This is a genomic window from Amycolatopsis albidoflavus (assembly GCF_039525725.1).
Taxonomy (GTDB): domain Bacteria; phylum Actinomycetota; class Actinomycetes; order Mycobacteriales; family Pseudonocardiaceae; genus Amycolatopsis; species Amycolatopsis albidoflava.
Map to the genome: position 1 here is coordinate 623,243 of NZ_BAAAHV010000011.1, position 26,600 is coordinate 649,842.

The 26,600-nt window shown below is 71.1% G+C and carries 24 protein-coding genes; 6 read left to right on the forward strand and 18 right to left on the reverse strand.

Annotation, left to right across the window (positions count from 1 at the left end):
- Window positions 1-124: 124 nt before the first annotated feature.
- Entirely contained in the window at window positions 125-991 is an 867-nt protein-coding gene (locus ABD156_RS17350; protein WP_344273861.1) for an aminoglycoside phosphotransferase family protein, read from the forward strand.
- A gap of 85 nt (window positions 992-1,076) precedes the next feature.
- On the opposite strand, the gene ABD156_RS17355 is transcribed toward ABD156_RS17350, so the two are convergent.
- On the reverse strand, window positions 1,077-1,856 hold the full coding sequence (locus ABD156_RS17355; protein WP_344273864.1) for a nitroreductase/quinone reductase family protein: 780 nt from the start codon (window positions 1,854-1,856) through the stop codon (window positions 1,077-1,079).
- 26 nt (window positions 1,857-1,882) lie between these two features.
- The gene (locus ABD156_RS17360) at window positions 1,883-2,905 is read right to left on the reverse strand and encodes an LLM class flavin-dependent oxidoreductase (protein ID WP_344273867.1); all 1,023 of its coding nucleotides are present in this window, start codon (window positions 2,903-2,905) and stop codon (window positions 1,883-1,885) included.
- 101 nt (window positions 2,906-3,006) lie between these two features.
- Here ABD156_RS17360 and ABD156_RS17365 point away from each other — a divergent pair, with 101 nt between their 5' ends.
- A complete protein-coding gene (locus tag ABD156_RS17365) occupies window positions 3,007-3,978 on the forward strand; it encodes a quinone oxidoreductase family protein (RefSeq protein WP_344273870.1) in 972 nt (323 codons plus the stop codon).
- Window positions 3,979-3,980: 2 nt separating this feature from the next.
- Here ABD156_RS17365 and ABD156_RS17370 read toward each other — a convergent pair whose 3' ends face one another.
- From ABD156_RS17370 to ABD156_RS17385, 4 genes are read right to left on the reverse strand one after another with little or no spacing between them, the layout of a single operon-like run.
- Window positions 3,981-5,564, reverse strand: a complete 1,584-nt coding sequence (locus ABD156_RS17370) for a dipeptide ABC transporter ATP-binding protein (protein ID WP_344273872.1) — start codon at window positions 5,562-5,564, stop codon at window positions 3,981-3,983.
- 4 nt (window positions 5,565-5,568) lie between these two features.
- Entirely contained in the window at window positions 5,569-6,393 is an 825-nt protein-coding gene (locus ABD156_RS17375) for an ABC transporter permease (protein ID WP_344273876.1), read from the reverse strand.
- Window positions 6,386-7,345: an ABC transporter permease gene (locus ABD156_RS17380; RefSeq protein ID WP_344273878.1), complete on the reverse strand. Its 960-nt coding sequence runs from the start codon at window positions 7,343-7,345 to the stop codon at window positions 6,386-6,388. The genes ABD156_RS17375 and ABD156_RS17380 overlap by 8 nt, the downstream gene beginning before the upstream one ends.
- A complete protein-coding gene (locus ABD156_RS17385; RefSeq protein WP_344274496.1) occupies window positions 7,342-8,919 on the reverse strand; it encodes an ABC transporter substrate-binding protein in 1,578 nt (525 codons plus the stop codon). The genes ABD156_RS17380 and ABD156_RS17385 overlap by 4 nt, the downstream gene beginning before the upstream one ends.
- Window positions 8,920-9,243: 324 nt before the next feature.
- Here ABD156_RS17385 and ABD156_RS17390 point away from each other — a divergent pair, with 324 nt between their 5' ends.
- A complete protein-coding gene (locus ABD156_RS17390) occupies window positions 9,244-10,464 on the forward strand; it encodes an MFS transporter (RefSeq protein ID WP_344273880.1) in 1,221 nt (406 codons plus the stop codon).
- 6 nt (window positions 10,465-10,470) lie between these two features.
- Here the strand turns inward: ABD156_RS17390 and msrA are convergent, their stop codons facing one another.
- Entirely contained in the window at window positions 10,471-10,971 is a 501-nt protein-coding gene (msrA, locus tag ABD156_RS17395; RefSeq protein ID WP_344273883.1) for a peptide-methionine (S)-S-oxide reductase MsrA, read from the reverse strand.
- A 38-nt stretch (window positions 10,972-11,009) separates the two neighbouring features.
- Window positions 11,010-11,897, reverse strand: coding sequence for a LysR family transcriptional regulator (locus ABD156_RS17400; RefSeq protein WP_344273886.1), 888 nt, complete (start codon window positions 11,895-11,897; stop codon window positions 11,010-11,012).
- An 84-nt stretch (window positions 11,898-11,981) separates the two neighbouring features.
- Between ABD156_RS17400 and ABD156_RS17405 the strand changes: the two genes are divergently transcribed.
- Window positions 11,982-12,839 (forward strand): EamA family transporter, encoded by an 858-nt coding sequence (locus ABD156_RS17405; protein ID WP_344273889.1) that lies wholly within the window; start codon window positions 11,982-11,984, stop codon window positions 12,837-12,839.
- 23 nt (window positions 12,840-12,862) lie between these two features.
- A complete protein-coding gene (locus ABD156_RS17410; protein ID WP_344273892.1) occupies window positions 12,863-13,489 on the forward strand; it encodes a DsbA family oxidoreductase in 627 nt (208 codons plus the stop codon).
- Window positions 13,490-13,755: 266 nt separating this feature from the next.
- Here the strand turns inward: ABD156_RS17410 and ABD156_RS17415 are convergent, their stop codons facing one another.
- Window positions 13,756-14,247, reverse strand: a complete 492-nt coding sequence (locus tag ABD156_RS17415) for a hypothetical protein (protein ID WP_037814340.1) — start codon at window positions 14,245-14,247, stop codon at window positions 13,756-13,758.
- Between the two features lie 194 nt (window positions 14,248-14,441).
- Between ABD156_RS17415 and ABD156_RS17420 the strand changes: the two genes are divergently transcribed.
- Window positions 14,442-14,897, forward strand: coding sequence for a nuclear transport factor 2 family protein (locus ABD156_RS17420; RefSeq protein ID WP_344273900.1), 456 nt, complete (start codon window positions 14,442-14,444; stop codon window positions 14,895-14,897).
- Window positions 14,898-15,261: 364 nt separating this feature from the next.
- Here the strand turns inward: ABD156_RS17420 and lepB are convergent, their stop codons facing one another.
- The 9 genes from lepB to ABD156_RS17465 all read right to left on the reverse strand — a co-directional run bounded on the left by lepB (window position 15,262) and on the right by ABD156_RS17465 (window position 26,598).
- Window positions 15,262-16,146, reverse strand: a complete 885-nt coding sequence (gene lepB, locus ABD156_RS17425) for a signal peptidase I (RefSeq protein ID WP_344273903.1) — start codon at window positions 16,144-16,146, stop codon at window positions 15,262-15,264.
- 249 nt (window positions 16,147-16,395) lie between these two features.
- Entirely contained in the window at window positions 16,396-17,547 is a 1,152-nt protein-coding gene (locus ABD156_RS17430; protein WP_344273906.1) for a glycosyltransferase family 4 protein, read from the reverse strand.
- Between the two features lie 239 nt (window positions 17,548-17,786).
- A complete protein-coding gene (locus ABD156_RS17435; RefSeq protein WP_344273909.1) occupies window positions 17,787-19,040 on the reverse strand; it encodes a polysaccharide pyruvyl transferase family protein in 1,254 nt (417 codons plus the stop codon).
- Window positions 19,041-19,158: 118 nt separating this feature from the next.
- On the reverse strand, window positions 19,159-20,334 hold the full coding sequence (locus ABD156_RS17440) for a glycosyltransferase family 4 protein (RefSeq protein ID WP_344273912.1): 1,176 nt from the start codon (window positions 20,332-20,334) through the stop codon (window positions 19,159-19,161).
- The gene (locus ABD156_RS17445) at window positions 20,279-21,625 is read right to left on the reverse strand and encodes an oligosaccharide flippase family protein (RefSeq protein WP_344273915.1); all 1,347 of its coding nucleotides are present in this window, start codon (window positions 21,623-21,625) and stop codon (window positions 20,279-20,281) included. Before ABD156_RS17445 ends, ABD156_RS17440 begins: the two co-directional genes overlap by 56 nt.
- The gene (locus ABD156_RS17450; protein ID WP_344273918.1) at window positions 21,622-22,761 is read right to left on the reverse strand and encodes a glycosyltransferase family 4 protein; all 1,140 of its coding nucleotides are present in this window, start codon (window positions 22,759-22,761) and stop codon (window positions 21,622-21,624) included. Before ABD156_RS17450 ends, ABD156_RS17445 begins: the two co-directional genes overlap by 4 nt.
- On the reverse strand, window positions 22,758-25,028 hold the full coding sequence (locus tag ABD156_RS17455; RefSeq protein ID WP_344273921.1) for a DUF2206 domain-containing protein: 2,271 nt from the start codon (window positions 25,026-25,028) through the stop codon (window positions 22,758-22,760). The genes ABD156_RS17450 and ABD156_RS17455 overlap by 4 nt, the downstream gene beginning before the upstream one ends.
- Window positions 25,025-26,125 carry a glycosyltransferase family 4 protein gene (locus ABD156_RS17460; protein ID WP_344273925.1) on the reverse strand — a complete coding sequence of 367 codons (1,101 nt, stop codon included), beginning with the start codon at window positions 26,123-26,125 and terminating at the stop codon, window positions 25,025-25,027. The genes ABD156_RS17455 and ABD156_RS17460 overlap by 4 nt, the downstream gene beginning before the upstream one ends.
- Window positions 26,122-26,598: a hypothetical protein gene (locus ABD156_RS17465; RefSeq protein WP_344273929.1), complete on the reverse strand. Its 477-nt coding sequence runs from the start codon at window positions 26,596-26,598 to the stop codon at window positions 26,122-26,124. Before ABD156_RS17465 ends, ABD156_RS17460 begins: the two co-directional genes overlap by 4 nt.
- Window positions 26,599-26,600: the final 2 nt, after the last annotated feature.

The following is a 26,600-nucleotide window of genomic DNA, read 5'->3' on the forward strand; positions in this document are numbered from 1 at the left end:
CCCCGTGGATGCCTGCAGTGTGGCTCGGGATCCGGGACGGCGGCGACGGTAACCAGGGTCTGGGACAGTCGGCGGGAACGGGAATAAACCGGTTGCCCGCTGTCGCGCGGACGCGGTTTGCTCGATGCCGATGAATCGGATGCACAAGGACGAAGCGGAAATCGACGACGACCTCGTTCGTCGCCTCGTCGCGGCCCAGTTTCCGCGGTGGGCCGGGCTGGCGGTCTCGCGGGTCGCCTCGTCGGGGACGGAAAACGCGATGTTCCGGCTCGGCGACGAGCTGGTGGTCCGGCTGCCGCGACTGGAACGCGGAGCCGCCGAGATCGGCCACGAGCAGCGCTGGCTGCGGTGGCTCGCGCCGCGGCTGCCGGTCGCGGTGCCGGAAGTGCTCGGCGAAGGACAGCCTGGCGAGGGTTTCGAATGGGACTGGTCGGTGCTGCGCTGGCTGCCCGGCGTCAATCCGGATTTCGGCGATGCCCAGGTCGCGCGGGATTTGGGGACGTTCGTGAAAGCGTTGCGCGGCCTGGACATTTCCGGCGCGCCGGAGGTCAGCCGGGGCCGTCCGCTGCGCACTCGCGACGCGCCGACCCGGGAGGCGATCGCGCAACTCGGTGGCGATCCGGCGTATGTCGCGGCCTGGGAGAAGGCGCTCGCGGCACCGGAGTGGGCCGGGGGACCGGTGTGGCTGCACGCGGATCTGTCGCCCGGGAACGTGCTGGTCGGCGACGGCGGGTTGACCGCGGTGCTGGACTTCGCGGGGGTGGGCGTCGGCGATCCGGCGGTGGATGTGATCCCGGCGTGGAACACGTTCGCGGCGGCTGAGCGGAAGGTGTTCCGGGAGGCGGTGGAGGTGGACGACGCGACGTGGGAGCGCGGCCGGGGCTGGGCGTTGTCGATCGCGCTGATCCAACTGCCGTACTACCGCGAGACGAATCCGGTGCTGGCGGCCAATTCGCGGCGCACCATCGAGGCTGTGTTGTCCGACGGATAGGCCGGGTCGTTCCGGGGAGCCTGCTGGGGTCTCGTGAGTGGCAACGCCGGTGAGAACCGGCATGAACACTCACGACGGCCCAGCGCTAGCCGAGGTCGATCCGGATGGTCAGCAGGTCGGTGCCGAACGCCTGGACCGCCGTGCTGTTCAAGCGTGGCAACGACTTCAGCCGCGCCCGGGCGTCGTCCTCCGGGAGCAGGTGCGCGACCCCTCGCAGCCAGCGGCCGTGCAGGCGCAGCCGGACGTTCGGGTCGGCCTGGATGTTGCGCACGTACTGCGACCGCTCGCCGAATTCGGACACCAGCCAGAACTCCTGGCCGGTCCGCCGCCCGCCGATCGGGGTCTGGCGGGGGAGACCCGAGGTGCGGCCGGTCGTTTCGAGCAGCGTCTGGCCGGGGAGCCGGGACAGGACTGGGTTGCCGAGCCGTCGCTGGAACGTCGTGACGAGCTGGTGCTGGAGGTCGCCGGGCCGCGAAGCGCCGGCGGCGTGCCGCAACCGGGCCGGGATGACGAGTTCGTGGATCGGCACCGCCAACGCCCACAGCTGGCGGGCCGGGAACCGGTCGTAGGTGACTTCGGTGGTCCAGTACACCCGGTCCGCGTCGAGGTGCACGATGTTGCGCGTGGTCATCAGCGGCGACGGCGCTTCGAGCACGACCCGGTCCGGCGTGGCCGAAGCGATCGTCCAGCCCAGCACGCGGTCCGGAGCCAGGCGGGTGGTCAGGCCGAGGCCGAGCCACCCGGCGCGCAGGAACGTCCGCATCGGCGGCGGAGCTTCTTCCCAGACCGCGCGGGCCCACTGCAGTGCGTCGCGCTGGTCCCCGGCGGGACGGGCAATGTCCACTGTGGACGTGAAATCCGGCACCCTGCCACGCTAGCACTCACCGCCGGTCAGGACGCCGGTTTCCAGCCCAGCTCCGGGCCCAGCCGGGTGGCCAGGTCGGTGAGGATCTGCACGTAGTCCTCGTGCTCGAAGGTGAACGGGAGCGCGAAGGCGACCTCGTCAATCTCGCGGAATGCGGCGTGCTGGTACAGCTGCGAGGCGATTTCGGCGGAAGTGCCGACGTAGTCGCGCGAGAACAGCAAACCGCCCGGACCTTGCGGGGTTTTCGTGCGCGGCAGGCGTTTTGCCGCGTAATCCTCGTACTTCGCGCGCTGCTCGGCCGTGGCGCTGTCGGTCGGAATCACCACCAGGCCTTGCGAAACCCGTGCCCGCGCGCCGTCCGGATGATGCGCCCGGAACGCCTGGACGTGCGAAAGCTGGATCTTCTCGAAGTCCGTCGAGCCCTCCTCGGCGCGGACGACGCTGCTGGTCAGGTAGTTCATCCCGGCTTGTCCGGTCCAGATCGCCGAGCGGGTGCTCGCGCCGCCGTACCAGAGGCGGCCGGCCAGCCCGGGCGAATGCGGCTGCACCCGGTCGGAGAACGTCTCGATGCCCTCGACCCCGCTGAACGTCGAGGCCCGCTCGCCGCGGACCAGCGACAACAGCCGCGACACCCGGTCGTAGCCGAAGTCCTCCTGGTCGCCGGTGTCCGGGTACAGCGCGCTCCGCACATCCTCGTAGTGCCTCGGCGGGCTGACGCTGACGCCGGGGTTGAGCCGTCCGCCGGACAGCACGTCGACGGTCGCCAGGTCCTCGGCCAGCCGCAGCGGGTTCTCCCAGCCGAGGGGGATCACCGCGGTGCCCAGCTCGATCCGGCTGGTGCGCTGGGTGGCGGCGGCGAGCACCGCGACCGGCGACGAGATGCCGTACTGCAGGTGCCGGTGGCGCACCCAGGCGCTGTCGAAGCCGAGCTGCTCGCCGAGTTCGAGCACGCGCAGCGTGGACTCGTGCCCTGGCCGCGGCTCGTCGCCGTCGAACAGGCCGATCGTCAGGAAACCCAGTTTGCGCAGCGATTGCGTTTCGGTCGGCACGGCGCGTCCTTCCTCGGGTGAACTAAGCCGGAATAACCGCCGCGTGGCGTAGGTTGTTCCGGCTCGCTGAAACAAACGCAGAACACTGGGGAGTACGCACGATGCGCGCTTTGTCCATCACTCGCTACGGCGGTCCCGAGGTCCTCGAGGAAATCGAGGTGCCCGAGCCCGTTCCGGGACCGGGCGAGGTGACCATCACGGTCTCGCACGCGTCCGTCGGGCTGATCGACGCGCTGATCCGCCGCGGCACGCTCGCCGAGTACGACTACGCGCCGAAGCCGCCGCTGGTGCCCGGGCTCGAGGTCGCGGGCACGATCCGCGCGGCCGGTCCGGACAGCGGCTTCTCGGTCGGGGACGAGGTCGTCACGCTCACGCTGCCCGGAATGGGCGGTTACGCCGACGTCAAGCTCGCGCCTGCCGCTCTCGTGGTGCCGCTGGCCGGTGCCGGAGTGGAGCGCGCGCAGGCGGTCGCCGGACTGGCGAACACCGTGACGGCCTACCTTTCGCTCACCGAGGCGGTGCGGCTGCCGAAGGACGCGCGCGTGCTCGTGCACGGTGCGCTCGGCGGTCTCGCCTCGGTGTATCCCGAGGTGGCGCGGCTGCTCGGCGCGCGCGAGGTCGTCGGCACGGTCCGGCGGCCCGAGCAGGTCGAGGCGGCGAAGCAACTCGGCTTCGACCGCGTCCTGCTGTCCGGGGAGCTCAGTGGCCTGGGCGAGGAGCGGTTCGAGGTCATCGTCGACCCGGTGGGCGGAGACCTGCGCATCGAGTCGCTGGACCTGCTCGCGCCGATGGGCCGGATGCTGGTCGTCGGCAGCGCGGGCAGCGAGACCGCGCCGCTGGTGGACTCGAACGCCGTGTGGGGCAAGAACATCGGCGTGATCGGCTTCAACGTGGGCGGTTTCCTGGCCGCCGGCCCCGCGCCCGCCCGTCCCGCCGCGGACGCCGTGCTCCCGCTCTACACCGACGGCCGGATCCGGCTGCCGGTCACCGTCCTGCCGATGGCGCAGGCGCGCGAGGCGCACCGGCGGATGGACGCGGGCGAGGCCGTCGGACGGCTGGTGCTCGCCAACTAGCGTCACGCGCGCACCTGCTCGCCGCCGGGAATCGCGGCCAGCAGGTCGCGGGTGTACTGCTCGCGCGGACGCAGCAGGACGTCGTCGGCCGGGCCGAGTTCGAGCAGCTTGCCCTGGCGCATCACCCCGACCTGGTCGGCGATCTCCCGCACCACGGCCAGGTCGTGGGTGATGAACAGGTACGTCAGGCCGAGTTCGTCCTGCAGCTCCACGAGCAGGTTCAGGATCTGCGCCTGAACCGAAACGTCCAAAGCGGACACTGGCTCGTCGAGCACGACGAGATCCGGGCGAAGTGCCAATGCCCGGGCGATGGCCGCGCGCTGGCGCTGACCGCCGGACAGTTCGGCGGGCTTGCGGCGCAGCACGGACGACGGCAGCGCGACCTGGTCCGCCAGCTCGGCGACTCGTGCGGCCCGGCCGCCGACGCGGAACGCGCGCAGCGGTTCGCCGATCACGTCGGCGATGGAAAAGCGCGGGTTCAGCGAGGCGTACGGGTTCTGGTAGACGAGCTGGAACCGGCGGCGGAGCCGGCGCAGTTCGGCGGCCGGGAGGCGGGTGACGTCCTGGCCGTCGAAGCTGACCGTGCCCGCGGTCGGGGTTTCCAGGCCGACCGCCATCCGGGCGGTGGTCGTCTTGCCGGAGCCGGATTCGCCGACCAGCGCCAGCGTTCGGCCGCGGGTGAGCTGGAACGACACGTCGTCCACGGCTCGCACCGAACCGGCCCGGGACGAGGCGAAGGTCTTCGAGACCGAGTCGACGGACAGCAGGACCTCCGGACCCTCCGCGCGGCGGGGCCGGAGCGGTTCGCGGCTGAGACTCGGCGCGGCGGCGAGGAGCCGTTGCGTGTAGTCCTGCGTTGGCGCGGCGAGGAGTTCGCGGGCCGGTCCTCCCTCGACCAGTCGTCCTTCGGACATGACGGCGATCCGCGCGGCCCGGTCGGCGGCGACGCCCAGGTCGTGCGTGATGAGCAGGATCGCGGTGCCGTCGTCGGCGGCCAGTCCCGCCAGATGGTCGAGGATTTCCTTCTGCACGGTCACATCGAGCGCGCTGGTCGGCTCGTCGGCGATGATCAGCCGCGGTTTGCCCGCGAGCGCGATGGCGATCAGCACCCGTTGCCGGAGACCGCCGGACAGCTCGTGCGGATACTGCCGTGCGCGCAGCTCCGGCCGGTCGACGCCGGCCCTTCGCAGCAGTTCCACCGCGAGGGCGGCGGCATCGCCGCGGGCGGCCAGACGGTGGATCAGCAGCACCTCGGCCACCTGCTCGCCGATCCGCCGGACCGGGTTGAGCGACACCGTCGGATCCTGCGGCACAAGCGCGATCCCGGTGCCGCGCACCTTCCGCCAGTCCTTTTCGGACAGTGTGGTCAGGTCGCGTCCCTCGAAGGCGATCCGTCCCCGGCGGACCAGCCCGCCGCGCGGCAGCAGCCCGATCGCGGCGTGGGCGGTGGTGCTCTTCCCGGAGCCGGATTCGCCGACCACCGCGACGATCTCGCCCGCGCCGACCCGCAGGCTCACGTCGCGCACGGCGGGCACCACGCCGCCCGAGGTGCGGTACGAGACCGCCAGTTCGCTGATCTCCAGCACTTTGTCAGCTCCGTTCGCCGTCGAGAGCCCGGGACACGCGGTTCGCGGCCAGCACGACGGCCGCGACGGTCAAGCCCGGGAACGTGGTCATCCACCAAGCGGTGGCCAGGAAATTCCGTCCGCCCGCCACGAGCGCGCCCCACTCCGGCGTCGGCGGGCTCGCGCCGAACCCGAGGAAACTGAGCGCGGACACTTCGAGCACCGCGATCCCGACCGTCACCGTGGCCAGCACCAGCACCGGTCCGAGCGCGTTGGGCAGCACGTGCCGCCCGAGCACCCCAGCCCAGCGCACGCCGGACGCCCGGGCCGCCTCGACGAACACGCCGGAGCGCACTCGCAGCACCTCCGCGCGCATCAGCCGGGCGAACGAGGCGAGGTGCGCGACCCCGACGGCGATCGCGACGTTCGTGGTGCCGAAGCCGAGCGCGGTCACCAGTGCCAGCGACAGCAGGATCGGCGGGACTGCCTGGAGGACGTCGACGATCCGCATCACCACCGAGTCGAGCCAGCCGCCGCGGAACCCGGCGAGCAGCCCCAACGCGGACCCGGCGACAAAGGCGACGAGCACCGCGAGCACTGTCGCGCGCAGGGACAATCCGGCTCCGTGCACGACGCGGGCGAAGACGTCGCGGCCGGTCTCGTCGGTGCCGAACAGGTGCGCGAGCGAGGGGCCTTGGAGGCGTTCGGACGGGACGCCGGTGATGGGGTCCTGACCGGTGAACAGGGTGGGCGCGAAGGCGGCGGCCAGGACCGCGGCGAGGATGAGGCCGGAGAGGAGCAGGCCTGGCCGGCGGATGAGGAACCGTTGGGGCAGCACAGCTTCAGACATGCGCGGGCACCTCCTTGCGCACGGACACCCGCGGGTCGAGCAGCGGGTACACGAGGTCGACGGCCAGGTTGAGCACCACGAAGAAGAACGCGGCGAGCACGATCACGGCCTGCACCACCGGCACGTCCTGCGCGGTCACCGCCGCCGCGGTCACCCGGCCGAGGCCGTCGCGCGAGAAGACGGTCTCGGTCACCACTGAACCGGCCAGCAGGTTGCCCGCGACCACGCCCACCAGCGTGAGCGCGGGCAGTCCGGCGTTGCGCAGCGCGTGTGCGAAGTGGACTCGGCGACGGCTCGCCCCCTTCGCCCGCACGACCTCGATGTACGGCTCGGCGAGCTGCGTCTGCAGGCTCTTCGCCAGCACCTGCGCGATGATGGCACCGGTCGGCAGCGCAAGGGTGACCGCGGGAAGGACCAGCGACGCGAAACCGGTCGACCCGAGCGCGGGGAACAGCCTCAGCTGGAACGAGAACAGCTGGATCAGCAGCAGCCCGACCCAGAACGTCGGCAGCGAAGTGCCCAGCGGCGGCAGGGAAAGCAGCAGCTGGCTCACCCAGCGGGTGCGGGTGAACGTGCCGAGCACGGCGATCCCGCCGCCGAAGACGATCGCGAGCACCAAGGCCAGTCCGGAGACGGCGAGCGTCGGCGGCAACGCGGTGAGGACCTGGTGCGTCGCGTCGTCGCCGGTCGCCACCGACGTGCCGAAGTCGCCGTGCAGCGCGGCGAGGAGGTGCTTGCCGTACTGCACGATGACCGGATCGTTGAGCCCGTACTCGGCGCGCAGGGCGGCGATCTGTGCCGGCGAAGCGCTGGGACCGCCCTCGGCCGAGCCGAGTTTGGTCAGCACCGCGTCGCCGGGCAGCAGGTACAGGATGACGAACGACAGCGTGAACGCCGCCCACAGCACCACTACGGCCTGCAGGATCCGGCGAAGCAGCGGAAACCCTTTCACGAGGCCGAAACCCAGGCGTCGAACAGCTGCAGCCGCGAGGAAGCCTCGAAACCGACGTCATGCGCGTTCGGACCGACGCCGAGCACCTGCGTCAGCTCGAACACCGGGATCGAGTAGGCCTGCTCCACAATGGTCCGCTGTGCTTTTTCGGCCGCGGGCTTGCGCTTCGCGGCATCGACGGTGGCGGATTGTTCGGTCAGCGACGCGTCGAGCGGGTTGTCCGCGGGCAGCTTGCTCCGGTTGTTCGTCTTCGTGGAGAACTGCTGGCGGAGGATGTCCGGGTCGGCGCGGGTGACGTTGTACCAGAGGAAGTCGTAGTCGCCGGCCTGCTGCAACCGGGTGACCTCGGCGTTGGTGTGCAGCTCGATCTTCAGGTCGAAACCGATCTTGCGCAGCTGCTGCTGGAGCAGCTCCAGCACGCTCTGGTTCTGGTTGAACACCGCGGAGAACAGCACGGACGCGGACAGCCGCTGCCCGTTCTTCGTCCGGATGCCGTCCGGGCCGGGGACCCAGCCGTCGGACTGCAGCAGCGCCTGCGCGCCTGCCGGGTCGTAGGCGAGTTCCTTGGACAGATCGGTGTACAGCGGCGTCGCGGAGCCGAGGATGCTCGTGGCGGGCTTGTAGTTCGGGGTGAGCACGGTGCTGGTGACCTCAGGCCGGTTCACGCCCTTCGAGACCGCCTGGCGCACCTTCTCGTCCGCGAGCACACCGCGGGTCACGTTCGCGTGCAGGTTGAACACGATGCCGGGGTTCGGCCGCACCGGTTCGGTGAACCCGTTGCCGGAGAACTGCGGTTCGTCCACCGGCTGCACGTCGGTGATCGCGTCGAGCTGCCCGGACGTCAGGCTGCCCGACCGCACGCCCGGTTCGGGCACGACGCGGAAGTCGATCTTGTCGACGTACGCCTCGCCCTGGTGCCGCCACAACGGCGAACCCCAGTGGTAGCCGGTGCGCTTGCTGAGCACGATGTTCTGGTTCGGCTTCAGGCTGGTGAACACGAACGGACCGGAGCCGATCAGGCCGGTGCCCTGGCAGCGTTGCTCGGCGGTGTGCTTGAACGCGGCCGGCGCGAGCACGCCGAGCGACATCGTGGAGCTGGCCTGCAGGAACTGGGCGCTGGGCTGGCTGAAATCGAGCCGGACGGTGGCCGGGTCGACCACAGTCGCACCGCGGTAGGCGGCCAGGTAGCTGGACCCGAGCAGCGCCTTCGCGCCGAGCGCCTTGATGCCGTCGAAGCTGGTCTTCACCGCGGCGGCGTCCACCGGGGAGCCGTCGGAGAAGGTCGCGCCGGAGCGGAGGTGGAAGGTGAAGCTTGTGGAATCGGGGCTGACGGTCCAGCGGTCGGCGAGCCAGGGCGTGATCGCGCCGGTTTTCGGGTCCTGGTCGGTGAGCGAATCGACCAGCTGACGGCCGACGTTCACCGAGGCGTTCGTGCTGACCTGCTGCGGGTCGACGCAGTCCGGATTGGACGAGATGCCCAGCCGCAGCGTGCCGCCCGGACGCGGGGGACCGGCGTCCTGCGGGCTGGCCCCGCCCGCGGTGCCGCAGGCGGCGAGCAGCAGCGGAAGAGCCAGTGCGAAGGCGAAACGGGACCGCGCGCGGGCAGGACGGCCGGGTCGGGGCGGGGTGTGGCGGGGCACGGAGTTCCTCCAGCGGGGACGGATCGGATGTGTTCAGCTCAACCGTTCGGAGCGCTTCGCTGAAGCCCGTCCCAGCAGGTGAGCGGCTGTCCCGCGATTCGGCCGGGAGGATGGATTCCGGTTGACGCGCAAGGGAAAGCGTGGCCCGCGCCCGCGTGATAGCCAGTGGCGTTTTGTTCGGCGAGGAGGTCCGGAGAACGGGAGAACACGGCGGTGTGCTGCGGAAAACCAGTTGCGGGGTACAGGACACTGGCGGACATGGCGGGGTGGGGTGGGAGCGGATCGGCTTGGGTCCGCCTGCAAGCGGTGGCGGTGTCCGGTTCAACCTGTGAAGGGCTTTTGCTTGCGTCGCTGCCCTTGTTAGCCGTCTCGATCACGACGGACCCGCGTGCGGTGTCGTTGGTGAACGTCGCCGGACAAGCGCCGTGGCTGCTGCTTTCGCTGTTCGCCGGAGTGGTGATCGACCGGGTCCGGCGGACGACCGTGCTGGCTTGCGCGTACGCGGTGCAGATCGTCGCCGCGCTTACCTTGGCGCTGCTGGGTTCAACCGGTTCGCTGAGCCTTCCCGCGTTGCTGGTGGTGGCCTTCGTGCTCACCACGGCGCAGGTGTTCGGCGACGGCGCGGCCGGCTCGGTGGTCCCTGAGGTCGTTACGCCGGATCAGCTCACCATGGCCAATTCCCGGTTGCAGGTGATCGACCGCGGCATGGTCCAGTTCGTGGTTCCGCCCGCGACGGGGTTGCTGATCGGGATCAGCGCGGGACTGCCCGCGTGGCTGGCCGCCGTCGCCGCGCTCGTCGCGCTGCTGCTCGCGCGCGGGATTCCGTCCGCGAAACCGGTGCGCACGCCCGCGCATCCGCTGAAGGACGTCACGGCCGGGCTGCGCTACCTGGTCGGGACGCCGTTGCTGCGGTCGATCACCATCACGGTCGCGCTGGGCTCGTTCGCGGCGGCCGCGGGAAGCTCGATGCTTGTCCTCTACGCGACGAAAGAACTGCACCTCTCGCCGTTCGGGTACGGCGTGCTGCTGGCCTGCCTGGCCGTCGGGTGGGTGGCGTCGTCGTTCTTCGTGGACGGGTTTGTCCGGCGGTTCGGCTACTCGACGGCGATGCGGATCGCGCAGGCGTGCGCGGTGCTGAGCCAGCTGCTGATCGCGATCGTGCCGCCGTGGCCGGTGCTCGTCGGTGCGGTGCTCATCTTCCTGACCGGGACGACGTTGATCTGGAACGTGTGCTCGCAGTCCAGCCGCCAGCGGTTCACGCCGTCGGAGCTGCTGGGGCGGGTGCTGACCAGCCACCGGGCGCTGGCTTGGGGATTGACGCCGCTGGGCGCGCTCGCCGGTGGATTTGTGGCGGTGCACTGGAGTCTGCGCGGGGTGTGGGTGATGGCGGCGGCGGTGCAGTTGCTGGGGACGGCGTTTGTGTGGCGTCAGTTGTCCCCGGCGGCGTTCCGCGACGCGGAGGCGGCGATGGCGCGCTGAGCCGGGTCAGCCGCGCTTCGGGAGTTTCCAGCCGGGGCGCGGGAAATGGCAGGTGTAGCCGTTGGGGTAGTGCTGGAGGTAGTCCTGGTGTTCCGGTTCGGCTTCCCAGAAGTCGCCGGCGGGGGTGACCTCGGTGACGACTTTGCCGGGCCAGAGGCCGGAGGCGTCGACGTCGGCGATGGTGTCTTCGGCGATCTGTTTTTGCTCGTCGGTGGTGTAGAAGATGGCGGAGCGGTAGCTGGCGCCGATGTCGTTGCCTTGGCGGTTTGTGGTGCTGGGGTCGTGGACCTGGAAGAAGAACTCCAGCAGGGCGCGGAAGTCGGTGCGGGCGGGGTCGTAGGTGACTTCGATGGTTTCGGCGTGGGTGCCGTGGTTGCGGTAGGTGGCGTTCGGGACGTCGCCGCCGCTGTAGCCGACGCGGGTCGCGGTCACGCCGGGTTGGTGGCGGAACAGCTCCTCCATGCCCCAGAAACACCCGCCGGCCAGGATTGCCTTTTCCGCTGCCATGTCGCCTCCTCCGTGCTCGAACCGCCTCGGCCGCCATGCTAGTCGGCGCGCAGCAAACCGAGGACAAGGGCGAGCGGCGGCCACGCGTCCCGCCCGCGCCGGGTGCACGCGAAGGCCCGCAGCCGGACGTCGGGGCCGGTCAGCGGCAGGACGGTGACGTCGGGCCGCGTCGGCCACGATTCGGGCAGCAGGCCGACCCCGCCGCCCGCGGCGATCAGGTCCTGCACCAGGTCGAGGTTGTCCGCGCGGTGGGTGAACCGCGGCGAGAACCCGGCCATGGACGCCAGCGTCCCGACCACCGTCTCGTCCGCGCCGTTGCGGGAGTTGCCGATCCAGTCGTGCTCGCGGAACGCGGAGACCACTGCTAGAGCGCCGGCGCCCCGCACCCGGTTCGCCTCCGGGCGCGGCACGGCGAGGCCCCACGGCGCCGTCCACAGCGGACGGACGGCGAGCGACGGATCGTGGGTCGCGGGCGCGAGGTCGTAGTCGTAGGTGAGGGCGAGGTCGATGTCGTCGGTCCGGAGTTGCGCCAGTGCTTCCGCGGGCTCGTGCTCGCTGATCACCACGCGGACCCGCGGATGCCGTTGTGCGAGAAGGTCCGCGACCGGGAGCACGGCGTGCCGTACCCCGGTCCCGAACCCGGCGACGCGCACGGTGCCGGCGGGCTCGGCCTCGGGATCGAGATCGACGCGGGCGGCTTCGACGGCGGCCAGGATCGTCACGGCGTGTTCGGCGAGCCGTCGGCCGGCGGGAGTGAGGCGCACGCGGCGGCCGTCCGGTTCGAGCAAAGCGACGCCGGTTTCCTTGGCCAGCACCGAGATCTGCTGCGAGACGGTCGACGTTGTGGTTTCGAGCACGTCCGCGACCGCGCGCATCGAGCCGAGCCGCGACAGTTCGAGAAGGAACTGCAGCCTGCGAGTGTCCATCCGTCGATTGTCCAGGATCTCCGGACGGTACGTCCAGGATTGGCACGTGGACACGAACGGTCCCGATGAGTTCTCCTGGACAGCGTGCTTCCCTCCACTCCTCGCGTCGGTGTCGCGCTGGCCGTCGGCGCCATGCTGTCCGTCCAGCTCGGGCTGGCGGTTTCGGTCAGCCTCGCCAACCAGATCGGGCCGACCGGCGTCGCGTGGCTGCGGCTCGCGTGGGCCGGCGTGCTGCTCCTGGTTCTCGTGCGGCCGAGGCCGTCGGCGTTCCGTCGCCCGGCTTTGCTGACCTGTGTGGTGCTCGGCTTCGCGACCGCCGGGATGACGATCCTGTTCATGGTCGCCGCGACCCGCTTGCCGCTCGGCACGGCGAGCGCGCTGGAATTTCTCGGGCCGCTGACCGTCGCGATCGTGCGCGGCCGCGGCGGAAACCGGGTCTGGCCGGTGCTGGCGGCGGCCGGCGTGGTGCTGCTGACCCAGCCGTGGCAGGGCGGGACTGACCTGATCGGCCTCGGCTGCGCGCTCGCGGCGGCGGTCTGCTGGGGCGCCTACATCGTGCTGACCCAACGAGTCGGCGACGAGGTGTCGGGCTTGCGCGGGCTGGCGGTGTCGATGCCGGTGGCCGGTCTGGTCGCCACCTTCGTGCACGCCCCGTCGGTGGTCGGCGACCTGACGTTGCCGCTGGTGCTGGCCGGGCTCGGGCTCGCGGTGCTCGTGCCGGTAGTGCCGTTCAGCCTGGAAATGCTGGCGCTGCGGCGGTTGACGGCGTCGGCGTTCGGGACGCTGATGAGCCTGGAGCCGGCGATCGCGCTGGTGCTCGGGCTGATCGTGCTGCACCAGGTGCCGAATCCCGCGGCGGTGGCCGGGATCGCGTTCGTGGTGGCCGCGGGCATCGGCGCGGAACGCACCGGGGCGCGGGAGCCGGTGAAGGCCGGCGCGTAGGCGGCGCGTTCTACGCTGGCGGCATGCAGGTGGAAATCTGGAGCGATGTCGTGTGCCCGTGGTGCTACCTCGGGAAGGCGCGGTTCGAGAAGGCGCTGGCCGGGTTCGAGCACCGGGACGAGGTGACCGTGACGTACCGGTCGTTCGAACTGGACCCCGGGAAGACGGGGACCGAGCCGCTGCTGGACATGCTCACCGCGAAGTACGGGCCGCAGGCGGCCGAGATGGAGCAGCGGGTCGCCGGGCTCGCCGAAGCGGAGGGGCTCGGCTACCGGACGGACCGGGAAATCGGCAACACCTTCGACGCGCACCGTGTGCTGCACCTCGCGCGGGAGAAGGGGCTGGAGAACGAGATGGTGTCCGCGTTGTTCCGCGCGAATTTCGCCGAGGCTCGGGCGGTGTTCACCGGCGAGGTGCTGGCGGAGGTGGCCGAGGAGGCCGGATTGCCGCGCGCGGAGGCGGAAGCGGTGCTGGCCGATCCGTCGCGGTACGCGGACGCGGTCCGGGCCGAGGAGCGCGAGGCTTCGGAGCTGGGCGCGGGCGGGGTGCCGTTTTTCGTGCTGGGGCGACGATTCGGGGTTTCCGGCGGACAGTCGGTGGAGGTTTTCGCGCAGGCGCTGGAGCAGGCTTGGGAGGCTTCTGCCGGGTGACGGCCTGATGGCTGGTCGCGGTGGCTTTGGCGGCGGCCGGGTGGTGACCGGTGAGGCTGGTTTGGCTGCCGGGCCGCGAGGTGCTTGGCAGTATCCGGGTGTCGGCGGCCGAAACTGATTCGGCTGCCGAGGCTCCGGGCGACGAGCCTTGGGGCTCGGTCCGCGGCGCGGTCGCTGGTTTCCGAGGCCGTTCGACCGGCGGGCGGCGTCAGCGGGATTCCCGTCCGGCAGCCGGCCGGGGCGTGCGACCGGCTGCCGGGCGACGATTACTCGGACCAGGTGCTGAGGCGGTTGAGAAGCCGTTCGAGCACCTGCGGGTCGGCGGTGACCGGTTCGCCGGACACGGGCTCGTCCACCAGCGTGCGCCGGTCGCCCCGGCGCGGGAGGCGGACCTGGCCCGCCGAAATCCCGCCGGGCAGCGCCAGTTCGCACCACGTGGTGCGGCCGCCGCGTTCGCCGGGGCGGACGCCGATCCGCTCGTCGCGCGGCGGCGTCGGGGCGACGAGGTCGTCGTCGACTTCGATGACGAGCCGGTCGCCGCGCAGCTGCAGCCGGACGGTCACGAAGGCGGGCGCGGACGGGCTGCTCTGGTCGACGACGTCGCCGACCAGCCGCACGGCGGCGTTCGTGACCTGGTCCAGCATCGGCATCAGCGACCAGTCGGTCAGGATCAGGCGGACGAACAGCTCGGTGCACGGGACCGCGCTCGGCTGCGCCACCAGCCGGAGGTCGTCCACCTGGGTAGTGCGCGTGCTCAAGCGTCACCCTCCTCCTCGGCGAGCGGTCCGATCGGCCGGGACCGTGCGGGCATCATGCCACCGCCGCCGGACCGGGCTGCGGCGGGAGGGCGGTGTCCGGGAGAACCGCAGGTCACAGGTCCGGGCGCGGTTTCGGGCTCCGGCGGCGGTTCTTGTCCGGCCGTTGTCCACAGTGGAGCTCCTATGCTGGCCGGATGTCGGCAGACTCGGCCCGGTGGGCGATCCAGGACCTGATCATGACCTACGCGGCGCGCATCGACGCGGGCGATCTGGCCGGGGTGGGCGAGTTGTTCCGCGAGGGAACCCTGCACAGCGGCGGCGGGCGGACCGGACGGGAAGCCGTGGAGAACTGGTTCCGCGCCATCTTGATCCTCCATCCGGACGGCACCCCGAGGACTCGGCACGTGACGACGAACGTCCGGATCACGGCCGGGGAGGACACCGCTTCGGCGCACAGTTACTTCACCGTTTTCCAAGCCACGGAAGACCTTCCGCTGCAGCCCATCGCCGCCGGGCACTACGACGACCGGTTCGTCCGGCGCGGGGACGAGTGGCTGTTCGCGGAGCGGACGCCGGTGCTGCAGATGACCGGGGACCTGACGCGGCATCTCCGGCTGGACGTCGTGCGGGCGGCCGGTTCCGGGCAGTGACCGCGGCCACGTCGTCGAAGGAGCGCGCCGCTGAAACAGGCAGTGCGGACTTCGGAACCGGCAGCGCGGACTCCCTCCGGCGAAGGCGACGGTGCGCGGCCCCAGCTGGGAGCTTGGCCGCAGCAGGACCGCCGGACCGCTTACCGCCGCCGAGGTCCGTGAGGGGAACCCTGAGGGACTCTGAGTCCCTCAGGGTTCCCCTCACGGACGTTCGCGGGAACTGAGCCACGCGGCCTGTCTCGCCAGGCGGTGCTCCGCATCCCCCTGGCCAGCACCGCCGCACACCGCACTGCTGCTGAGAAAGCCCCATGCCGCGGTGGGTACGCCCACCGCGGCATGGGGTTTCTAGTCGGGAGACGGCGGCTTAGTCCTGCTTGCTGAGCTTCCGCCGCAAACCCCGGCTGGCGGCGAGCGTCGGGAACGCCAGCAAAGCGCCCGCCCCGAGCGGGATTCCCTGCTGCCACGCGGGAGCGCCGAGCGCGGCAGGCGCGGCCTGCGGGTCGTGGTCGCTCACGCCGCCCCAGCGCGACGGCGGCAGGACGATCACCCGGGCCTTGCCGATGACGTCGTCCACCGGGACGGTCCCGTTCACCCCGCCGCCGCCCTGGCAGCGGGAGTCGCACGAGTTCTCGCGGTTGTCGCCCATCACCCAGAGGCTGCCCTTCGGGACGGTGACCGGGGGGAACGTCTGCTGCACCGACGGCGGCTGGTCCAGCCAGTGGATGTAGGGCTCGTCGAGCGGCTTGCCGTCGACCAGGACGCGGCCCTGGGGGTCGCAGCACTGGACGGTCTGCCCGCCGACGGCGATGACGCGTTTGACGAAGTCCCGCTCGTCCGGCGGCGCGAAGCCGACGAGGGAACCGAGGCCGCGCAACGCCTTCGTGAAGACGTTGCCCGATTCCTGCGGCGCGATCTCGTTCGCGGTCCACGGCTGCGGGCCGCGGAAGACGATGACGTCGCCGGGGGCGGGGTCGGTGAAATCGTAGGTGACGCGGTCGACGACGACCCGGTCGCCGAAGCAGCCGTCGCAGCCGTGCAGCGTCGTCTCCATCGACGCCGACGGGATCAGGAACACCTTCGCGACGAACTGCTGGATCAGGATCGTCAGCACCAGCGCGATCCCGATCAGGATCGGCAGCTCCTGCCAGAACGGACGCTTCCGCCGGCCCTTCCGGGGCGGTTCGTCCTCGCCGGGACGCTCGGATCCGGACTCGCCGGGGGCAGGGACTTGGGGGATCGGGTCGGCCACGTCGCCAGGCTACCCAGAACCGCCCGCCGGACGGCGGACCGCGAGCGGCCACGATCGGGGGGTCGTGCCGGTGAGCGGGACGGCAACCGGAGGTTTCGCCCGCGGGGAAGGAAAACGGGCCGGAACCGGGGGAGAGATCCGGAATCCGGCTGGGAAGGATGCGGGGGCGCGGGATCCGGTGGGCGCGGCGAGGTGAAGCGGAGGTGAAGCGGCACAGGGGTTTGGTGCGTCCTGGTTTCAGCGTCGGCATCACCGAGAGACCCGAGCACCGCGCCGATCGATCGCGGTCAGCTGTTCGACGAACTCCGCGACCCGATGGCTCCACGTGTACCGGCCGCGCACAAGCTCGTAGGCGTTGTCCCGGAGCGTCTCCGCCAAAGCCGGACTGCTCTCCAGGCGGCGCAACGCTTCAGCCAATGCCTCGGGAGAACACGGCGCGGCCAGCAGCCCGTTGACACCGTCGTCCACCAGCGCGGCAAGCGGCCCGACCGCGGTGGCGACGACGGGCACCCGGTTCGCCCACGCTTCGAGCAGGGCGGTCGGGAAGGCGTCGTTCGGGCTGGTCGGGCAGAGGACCAGCGATCCGGCGCTGCGGAGGGCCCGGAATTTCGCGTCTCCGCCGAGGTTTCCGGCGAAGACGACATTGTCCGCGATGCCGAGTTTCCGGGCGAGGGCTTCGTATCCGGGACGCGCGGCGCCGTCGCCGATGACCAGCAGGCGGGCGGACGGCGCGGAACCGCCGAGGCGCAGGCGCAGCGCGTACAGGAGTTGGTCCAGACCTTTCCAGGCATGGGTCGGCTCCAGGCTGGCCAGGAAAGCCGCGGCGTAACGACGGTGCGCCGGCGCGGACGGGGCCAAGACCGAAGGGGAGACGGCGTTCTCCAGGACACCGACCTTGTCGCCGAAGCGGGGACGGAAGCGGTCGGCGACGTAGCCGGAAACCCCGAGGATCAGGTCGGCCCGGCGGAGCATGAAGCCCTCGGCGCCGGAATACGCGCGCGCGACGGTGTTGAAGAGCGGGTGACCGTCCTTGGCGAGGGCAGCGGCGTGATAGGTCACGACGACGGGGATGCGTCCGGCGACCATCGTCGCGGCGTCGGCCAAGCCGGGCACGGGAGTGTGCACGTTGAGGTAATCGGCCTGTTCGGCGCGCAGGATGCGGCGGATCTGCGACGGCCAGCGCGGGTCGAGCGGGGTGTTGGAGAGTTTGGCGAGCGCCGGGAGCCGGTAGACCGGGAAGGCGTCGGCGGACCCGGCGCGGGTGCTGGTGGTGATGACGACGGGCCGCCATCCGGGGACTTCCCGCAGCGCGGCGGCCAGGTTGTGCACGTAGGTTTGCACGCCGCCGACGTCCGGCGGGTAGTACGGCGTCACGAAGACGACGGTGCGGTCTCGGCTCACGGAGGCTCCTGTCCTCATTGGTCCGGTTGGCTGGGCGCGCGCGGATGTGATGGTCTGTGTCGGGGGATGGGGGACTTCGAGGAGGCGCAGGATGTCCGGGATCCGGATGCCGTGGGCGGCGGCGCGGTGCCGCGCGTGCGGCCACGACCGCAGCGAGCACCAGCATTTGCGCGGCGGCACCGACTGCGGGCGGTGCGGCTGCCGCCGGTTCAGGTGGCTGCGGCGGGGCTGACCCCGGGTCAGGCGGCATGCAGCAGCGGGCTCAGGTCGCGGGCCCGGCGCGCGTAAGGGGGAAGCACTTCGCGCAGGTGCCGCCGGTAGTCCTCGCGGTGGTCGACGAGGCTGTCGAGGAGCGCGGGCAACGTGGTGTCCCGGACTTCCCCGATGCCGACGACCCACTGTTCGAGCCCGAGGTCGCGCATGATGCCCGCCGTTTTGTGCTCGTACTCGATCGCGAGGCACGGGACGTGCGCGGTGAGGGCGAAGATGACGGAGTGGAAGCGGGTGCCGATCACGAGGTCGGCCTCCGCGTAGAGGGCGCGGGCGTCGCGGTGGTCGAAGGTGTCGTCGCCCAGGACGCGCAGCCGGGGGTGCTCGAGCCCGGCGGCGAGGCGGGTGTTGACGCGGCGGTCGTCGTCGCCTTGGAAGGCGCAGGTCACCTGGGGGACCAGGACGACGTAGTACCCGCGGCCGAGCAGGTGGCGGATGCCCGCGGCCAAGGCGTGCTCGTACCGGTGCTGGCCGGTCTCGTCGAGCCACTGGCGGGCGGTGACCATCGCGATCCGGGCGTCGGCGGGGACGCCGAGGGCGGGGCGCCAGGCGCGGTCGGAGCGGGTTTCGAAGGCGAAGGCGCTGTCGACGCTGCGCGTGAGCAAGCGCGGCGGCAGCCCGATTTCGGCGAGCCGGTCGCGGCTGATGTCTTCGCGGACGAGGACCGCGTCCGCCCGGCCGAGGACGTGGCGGACCAGCACGCGCTGGACCCGGCGCGGGAACGGGCCGTAGGACTGCGGGCCGGTCACGACCCGGACGCCGAACCGCTCGGCCAGCCACAGCGGCAGCAGCAGGAACAGGATGTTCAGGTCGGAGGCGAAGTTCGCGCGGCCGGTCAGGTAGCCGCCGCCGAGGGAGACGACGAGGTCCGCGGACGCGAGGGCGCGCAGTTCGCGCCGCGGTTCGGCGGGCAGCAGCCGGGCGACGGCCAGCAGCGGACGGCGCGGGAGCCGGGCGGCGGCGAGGGCGAGGACGGGCAGCAGGCTCAGTTTGCGCAGGATTCTCCGGAACCGGGGGATGTCCTCCTCGCCGGAGTAGCGGCGGAACGAGCCGAGGTTGGGCACGCCCTCGAACTCCGGCCATCGCGAGGGATGCTCGAAGCCGGCGATCGCGATCCGCGCGCCGGGCAGTGCGCGGCGGATCTGGTCGAGCAGGACGCTGAGCAGGGCGGCGTCGCCGCGGTTGCCGCGTTCGAACGCGTTGACGACGAGGACGCGGGTCATCGGCGGGCCTCCTGGCGGGGGTGCTCCGGCGGAGCGGGGAGGGTGCGGCGCATGAGCAGGTCTCCTGGCGTGGCGGTTCGGGGCGAGCGGAGAGGGCGGGCTGAGCAGGGGGCGGGGTTCACGGCTGCACCTCCTGGTAGTGCCGCTCTAGCCGGTCGAGGAACGTGCTGAGGCTGTGGCAGCAAGCGAGCCCGGCCGATCGCGCGCCCATCGCCCGCCGCAGCGCCGTGTCGCCGAGGAGCCGGGAGAGCGCGTCGGCGAGGGCGCGGCGTTCGCCCGGCGGGACGAGCACCCCGTTGTGGCCCGGGCGGACCAGTTCGGGGATCCCGCCGACCTCGGTGGCCGCGACCGCCCGGCCGACGCAGAGGGCTTCCAGCGCGACAGTCGGGAAATTCTCCGGCCACACCGAAGGGATCACCACCACCGAGGCGGCGCGGTACGCGGCCGCCAGCTCGGGCCCGTCGAGCCAGCCGGCGAACCGCACGCGGTCGGCCAGCCCGTGTTCGCTGACGGATTTTTCCAAGACAGCCCGCTGTTTTCCGTCGCCGGCGAGCGTCAGCCGAGCGCGAGGAAGTCGGCGGGCGACGGTCGCGAAGGCGTCCACGAGGACGTGCGCGCCTTTCACTGGTTCGAGCCGTCCGACGAACAGCGCGTGGGCGGCGTCGGGGACCGGTTCGGCAGCACGGAGCGGCACGCCGTTCGGGACGACGTGGATCGGTGTCCGGGGCAGATCGTGCATTACGGCGTCGGCGAGGAAGCGGCTCGGGGTCAGCACGCGGTCGACGGTGCGCAGGCGGTACAGGTAGGCCGGTCGTTGCAGGAATCGCAAATAGGCCAGGCGTGCAGTGTCCATCGTGGACAGTCGGGCGCGGCCTTCGGTGCGGCTGCGGAGATTCCACGACAGCAGGTCCCCGGTCCAGTCTTCGGGACCGTGCACGGTGAGGACCTGTGGGCAGGCCGCGGACGCGCTGAGCACGGCCGGGCTGAACTCGCCGATGGTGTGCAGGTGCACCACATCGGGTCGGAAAGACCGCAGCGCGGCGGTCACCTGCCGGTAGGCCGGCCGGTGCCAGAAGTAGCCGGCGAAGCGGCGGGCGGCACCTCCGCGGATGGCGGGCACCAGAACGTCGGCGAAGACTTCGCGGTCGCTGACGGCGGGATCGTCGAGCAGATGGTCGGTCGCGATGACGAGGACCTGGTGCCCGCGGCGGCGCAGGCCCTCGGCGATGAGGCGGACGCTACGCTCCGCGCCGCCGGCTTCGAAGCCGACGTTGACGATGTGGGCGATCTTCATCCGAACCTCCCTTGCCGCTCGGGGAAAAGCGGAACCCGCGCAGTGCCAGCGCGGCGACCGCGACGAGGCCGGACGCGAGATTGCCGACGCCCCAGGCCGCCGCGATCCAGACGAGGCTGTGCCGCGCCCCGAGCGCGGCGAGGCCGACGGTGACCACCGCGTAGACGAGATTCGACAGATTCATCGCCGAGAGCTGGCGGGTGACCTTGAGCAGAAACCCGGACCACGTGTTGAAAGCCACCGCGAAAGCGGAGACCGCGAGGACGACGAGGCAATTCCGGGCGTCGGCGGCGTAACTCGCGCCGAACAGGGTCAGCACGGGTTTCGCGAGGGCGGCGGTGACGCTGACGGCGGGCACCACGATCGCGAGGATGAGCAGCGCCGAGCGTTTCGCCAGATGCTTGAGGTCTTCCTGTTCGTGCGAGCCTTCCGCGAACAGCGCCTCGCCGACCGCGAACGGCACGGCGTTGACGAAGTTGGCGATCTGGAACGCCACGAAGTACGCCGCCGACGCCTCCGGGCCGAGCGAACGCAGCACCAGCAGCGGAATCACCAGCAGCGGCACGAGATTCAGGCAACTGGACGCGTAATTGCCGAGCGAGTACGCCAGCGTGGACCGCAGCGTCGCCGGGTACAGGCGGGGCCGCACCGGGATCCGCAGGCGCTGTCGGATGACGACGACGCTCGCGACGGCGGCGACGGCGGAAGCCACCGTGCTGGACAGGAAAATCCCGATCGCGCCCGCGCCGACGAAAACGATCGGCAGGCCGATTTTCACCACGCTCATCAGGACGCCGTTGAGGAGCATGTTGTATTTCGCCGCACGGAGGGCGACGAACACCGAGTCGGTCAGCAGGTTCTGCGCGACGGCCATCGCCAGCAGAGCGAACAGCGCGACCGCCGGGAACGACCCGCTGAGGAACGACAACCCGGGCGAGACCAGCGGTGCGGCGAGGGCGAATCCGGCCCCGAGTATGGTGCCGGTGACGGCCACCGAAGTGAGCGCGGTGCTGACGTGCGCGCCGCGGGACGGCGTCGTGGGCAGGTACCGGACGAGGCTGGAGCTGAGCCCGAGCCCGCTGAAATAGCTCAGCAGCGTCACCGCCGAGAGCAGCGAACTCGCCCAGCCCACCTCGGCGGGCGGGTACAGCCGGGCGACGACGATCCAGAACACGAACCCGGACCCGGCGCCGAGCGCGGTCGTGGCCATGAGGAAGAACGAGTTCCGCACCAGCGGGTCGGATTTCAGCCGGGCGGCGAAGGACGGCACGGGCCCGGCGAGTGCGGTCATGCCCGGACCTCGGCCGGGTCGAGTGCCTCGCGGTAGGCCTGTTCGAGGCGCTGGACGTGTTTCGGCCAGGAGAACCGTGCGGCGGCGAGATCGGCGGAGTAGCGGCCCATGGCTTCGCGGCGCGCGGGATCGGCGGCCAGCGAGCGCAGTGTCGCGCGCAGGATGTCCGCGTCGCGGGGGATGAGCGCGACTTGGGTTCGGTCGAGTCCGTAGGAGGCGTATCCCGGGTCGTCGGTGGTGACGACCGGGAGGCCGGAGGCCATGGCTTCTTGGACAGTCAGGGGGAATCCTTCCGCGGTGGAGGGCAGGGCGAAGACGTCGCAGGCGCGGTAGAGGCCGCTGATCTCCCCGGGGCTGAGCGCGCCGAGGTGATGCACGGCGAGGTCGGCGGGAAGGTGCTGGGGTCGTTCGCCGGCGAAGACCAGGTCGTAGTCGTGATGGCGGGCGGCGAGGAGCAGGTCGTATCCCTTCTTCGGCACCGGCCGTCCGACGAACAGCACCAGGACTCGGGTGTCGGGCAGCCGCCAGCGTTTCCGCAGCAGCGCTCGTTCTCCGGCTGCGGCGGGGCGGTACTGGGCGGTGTCGACGCCGTTGGGGAGCAGTTCCGCGCTGCCGCCCCGGAATCGGCGGACGAAGGCGGCGACCGAATCGTTGACCACGAAGACCTCGCGGCTGGCCCGGAACAGCCGCCGCCCGACAGACCGGTACACCGCGTGTTGTACGGCCCGCACCAACGCGGACGGATGCTCGACGACCGCGACGTGCTGGGTCAGGACAAGCGGGGTGCCGGTCCTCGCGGCTCGCAGCCCGGCGCTCCAGGAGGACTGGTAAAGCGTGTCGTGAAGGTGGACGACATCCGCCCACCGCACCCATTCGCGGACGGCACGGGCTAGCCGGGGCCCGAACACCGGAAACGGCACTCCAGTGCGGGTTTCCACCCCGTTGAAGGCCGGAACGCGCACGACTCGGACGCCCTCGTCCGCAACTGGCGGCCCGGCGCTCGTCAGCACGGTGACGTCGGCGCCGCGCGCGGCGAGCGTCCGGGCCTGCTGGGCGGCGACGTTCTCGATTCCCCCGACGTGCGGCGGGTAGTAGTGCGAGACGAGCAGGATCCGGAGCGGACGGGAAGACGTCATCGGTACACACTCGTTCCGTTGCTGCTGTAGACCTTGTTTTTGGTGGCGTCGAGAAATCGCAGCGGATAGCTGTAGGTGACGAGGTCGCCCTGGTAGAACACGGTGACCTCGTCTTTGCGGACAGTCGGGTAGCCGAGGAGGACGAACGAGCCCGGCTGCACGAGAGTCGGATAGATGTCGTCGCCCGGGCGGCCGTCGATGAGCGTTTGGAGCCGGCTGAGCGTGTAGCGGTCGGATTGGATCCGCGGTGCGGCGGTGTGCTGTTCGAGCCAGGCGATGGCGGCGCGCTCCTGCGGGTGGGCGTAGTAGATGTCGTAGTACTGCCCGGCGTTGTCGAGGTGCAGTTGCGCGGGATAGCCGCCGAACAGCCGGGGCAGCGCGCCGGTGAGGTCGAGGAACAGCAGCAGCGCCGCGGTGGTCGCGGCGGGCATCCGCCACCGTTGCCTGAGCCACGACAGCGCCCAGACCGACCCCATCGCGATGAACGGGGCGAACCCGAACAGCCCCTGCTGGAAGGTGCGCAGGAGGCCGTAGTCCACCGAGAGCTGCGGAAGGGCGATCTCTGCGGCGAGCACGCCCAAACCTCCGCCGGCGAGGACGAACAGGTCGTGCGTCGGGCGGAACAGCGTCGCGGTGGCGACGACGGTTCCGGCCAGCCCGAGGATCACCAGCAGTTGCAGCCCGTCCGCGCACAGAGTGCGGAGCAGGCCGTTGACGCGGGGGACGTCGACGCCGAGATGGTCGAGCGCGGAACCCGCTGCGGTGAGCGGGAGATTGTCCGCGGGGGCGACCTGGGCGGTCGCCCCCGCGGACAGCGCCGCCGGTGCTTCGCCGCCAGTGTGCGGCCGGGTGGAATCGGCGTAGTCGCGCAGCCGTTGCTGCGGGCTGACCCGGGCGGAGCTGAAGATGCTGTAGGCGGTGTCGGAGGAACCGCGTTGCACCTGGTCCGGGTGGAACAGGTCCTGGGCGGTGGCCGCGGCGGTGTGCTGGAGCTGATGCCAGGTGCCGGTGACCGGGCCGGTCCACAGCGCTGAGCACAGGACCGCGATGCCGATCATCGGCCAGGCGACGAAGTCGGTCGCCTCCTTCGGCGCCCGGTCGGCGAGCCGCCGACGCAGCGGCGGGACCACGCGGATGACGCCGCTGGCGAGTTTGCCCAGCATCAGGACGCCGATCAGCACGTAAGTGGTGGAGTAGTGCGACAGCACGATTCCCGCGAACAGGACGGTGAACGCGATCCTGCGCGCTCGTCGCGGGGCCGAGAGGTCGCTCAGCGCCAGTACCGCGCAGCCGAGCAGGAGGAACGCGATCTCCTGACGGCCGAGGAAGGGCATGTCGGTGAAAAACGTGGGGAACGCGAGGAAGTAGATCGCGGCGAGGAGCGAGACGCGTTTCGAGGTGAGGTTCCGTGCCGTGCGGTACACCGCGACCGGTGCGGCGGCGAACAGCGTCGGCAGCACGACTTTGAAGATCGCCAAGCCGGGCAACGCGGTCAGCTTGGCCAGCGAGGCGGGCAGCAGGGTGATGCTCAGACAGGCGTTGTACGCGTCGGGATAGCCGGAGATGTCCCAGTAGCCCTTGGCCGAGGTCAGCTGGGAGAGGAGGTACTCGCGCTGGATGTCGTGCCCGCTGACGTACCAGCCGCGCAGCGATGTCAGCAGCAGCAAAGCCGTTGCCGCGCAAAGGATTCCAAACGCGATGGCCCCGTCGCCGTAACGGCCTGCCTTGAGCACGAGGAACCCGAGCAGCGCCGCGATGAGGACCAGCGCGATCAGGCTCGTCGCGCCGGTGAACCCGTTGTTCAGGCGAACGGCCCCGGCGATCGCGACCACCAGCGCGAGAACCCCGAGAACAGCGATGGGCGCGACGTCGCGCACCGGCATCAGCCGCAGCGCGCGCACGGGCGGCGAGGCGCCGGTGAGCCGTCGGTCCAAGAACGCGAGCGCCGCCGCGGTGAGGGTCTGGGCCACGGCGAGCGACACGGTCGTGAGAGGGCGCGAGACGCCGAACCAGGGGAGCACGGTGTTGACCGCCAGTGCGGCCACCATCGCCGCCAGCACCGCGAAACCTAGGCCCAGCAACCATTGGGCTTCCCGAGTGGAGACGATCCGGGTGGCAATCCGGCGGCACAGCCAGGCCGGGGCGCCCAGCAGCAGCCAGAGACCGGCGACGGTCACCAGTACGGCCGGTCGCCACGGGCTCAACTCCACGGCACCGGCGACGAGCACCGACCCGAGCAGGACGGTGCGCTGGCTGGGTCTCGTCACGGCAGTACCTCGGCGTAGACGTCTTCGACGTGTCTTGCCACCTCGGCCCAGGTGAACCTCCGCGCTGCTGCCGCGCTGGCCGCGGCGGTCCGTCGCCGGAAGTCCTCATCCGTCGCGAAGTCGTCGATCGCCGCGGCCAGCGCGGCGGGATCGGCTGGGGTGAGGGCTCCGACGCCGTGCAGGAGTTCGGTGTTGCCGGGAACGTCGGTCGCGAGCACCGGCAGCCAGGCGGCCATGGCTTCGAGCGCGGCGAGCGACATCCCTTCGCGATCCGACGGCAGCACGAACAGATCGGCTTGTTCGTACCGTTGCAGCAGCGACGCGCCGTGCAGCCGACCGTGGAACCGCACCTCCGGAATCCGCTGCCGCTGCACGGTTTCTTCAAGCTGCTGCCGCTGTTCCCCGTCCCCGACGACGTCGAGTTCGACCGGCTGGCGCACCAGGGTCAGCGCGTGCAGGAGCCGGGCGAGGTTCTTCTGCGGGCTGAGCCGTCCGACGAACAGCAAGCGCAGCACCGGTTCCCGTCGCGCACGCGGCGGCAGGAAGAACTCGGCGGACACCCCGTTCGGCACCGCGAAGATCCGTGCCGGATCCACCCGGTAGGCGGTGCGGACGAACTCCCGCTGCGCCTCGGTCAGCACCAGCACCCCGGCGGCAGCCCGCAGAACGCGGCCGAAGATGTGCTTTTTGTAGTGCGGCAACAGCCATCCCAGCTTCCCGGACTGGTCGACGTCCAGGTGGAAGTGCAGCAGGAACGGCTGACGCCGGACCGCCGCGGCGAGCGCGACCTGCTCGGGCAGCACCGCGTGGGCGGCATGCAGATGCCACACCGCGGTCTTCGGCGTGCGCAGCAACGCGGGAACGAAGCTGGCGGACACCGGCGTGTGCGCGACGTCGAGCGCGAGCGCCCGAATGGTGTCGACGTCGTGCACGCGCTCGCGCCGCGGCGAATCTCGGGCGCCGACGGTCGTGGTGAGCACGGTGACGTCGTGCTGCCGCGCCTGCTGCACCGCCAAGTGCCGCACCACCGCTTCCATCCCGCCCAGATGCGGCGGGTAGTAGGGCGTGATCTGGACGATCCGGCGGCGGGGCGTCACGGTCTGCCGCCGGTGGCGGAAGCGTTGCCGGGCAGCCGGAACCGGAGGTTCTCCATGCCGCCCGCGACGTTCACCGCGATCGCGTCCACGACGTGCCCGGGCGGGACCGGGAGGCGGAAGTCCAGGGTGGTGAACTGGCCGGGCTCGAGGGTCACGCGCCGCGACACCCCGGCGAGCCGGTCCGCCGACGAGGTCTCCAGCGCCGCCACGACGGTGTAGTCCGCGTGCGCCGGACCGTGCCGAACGAGCGCGACTTCGGCGGTGACAGTTCCGTCCCGGAACGTGGGTGTGCCGACGAAATACAGCTCGGTGTAGGTCTCGGGCAGCTCGGTGAAGGACTGCCGGAACAGCGTCCGCGCGGCGGGCCACACCAGGACCGTCACGACCCCGAGCACCACCACCGCCGAAACCGCGCCGGCGAACTTCAGCCAGCCGCGAGCGTTTCCCCGGTCTTCTCCCGCGGAGTCGTCCACGC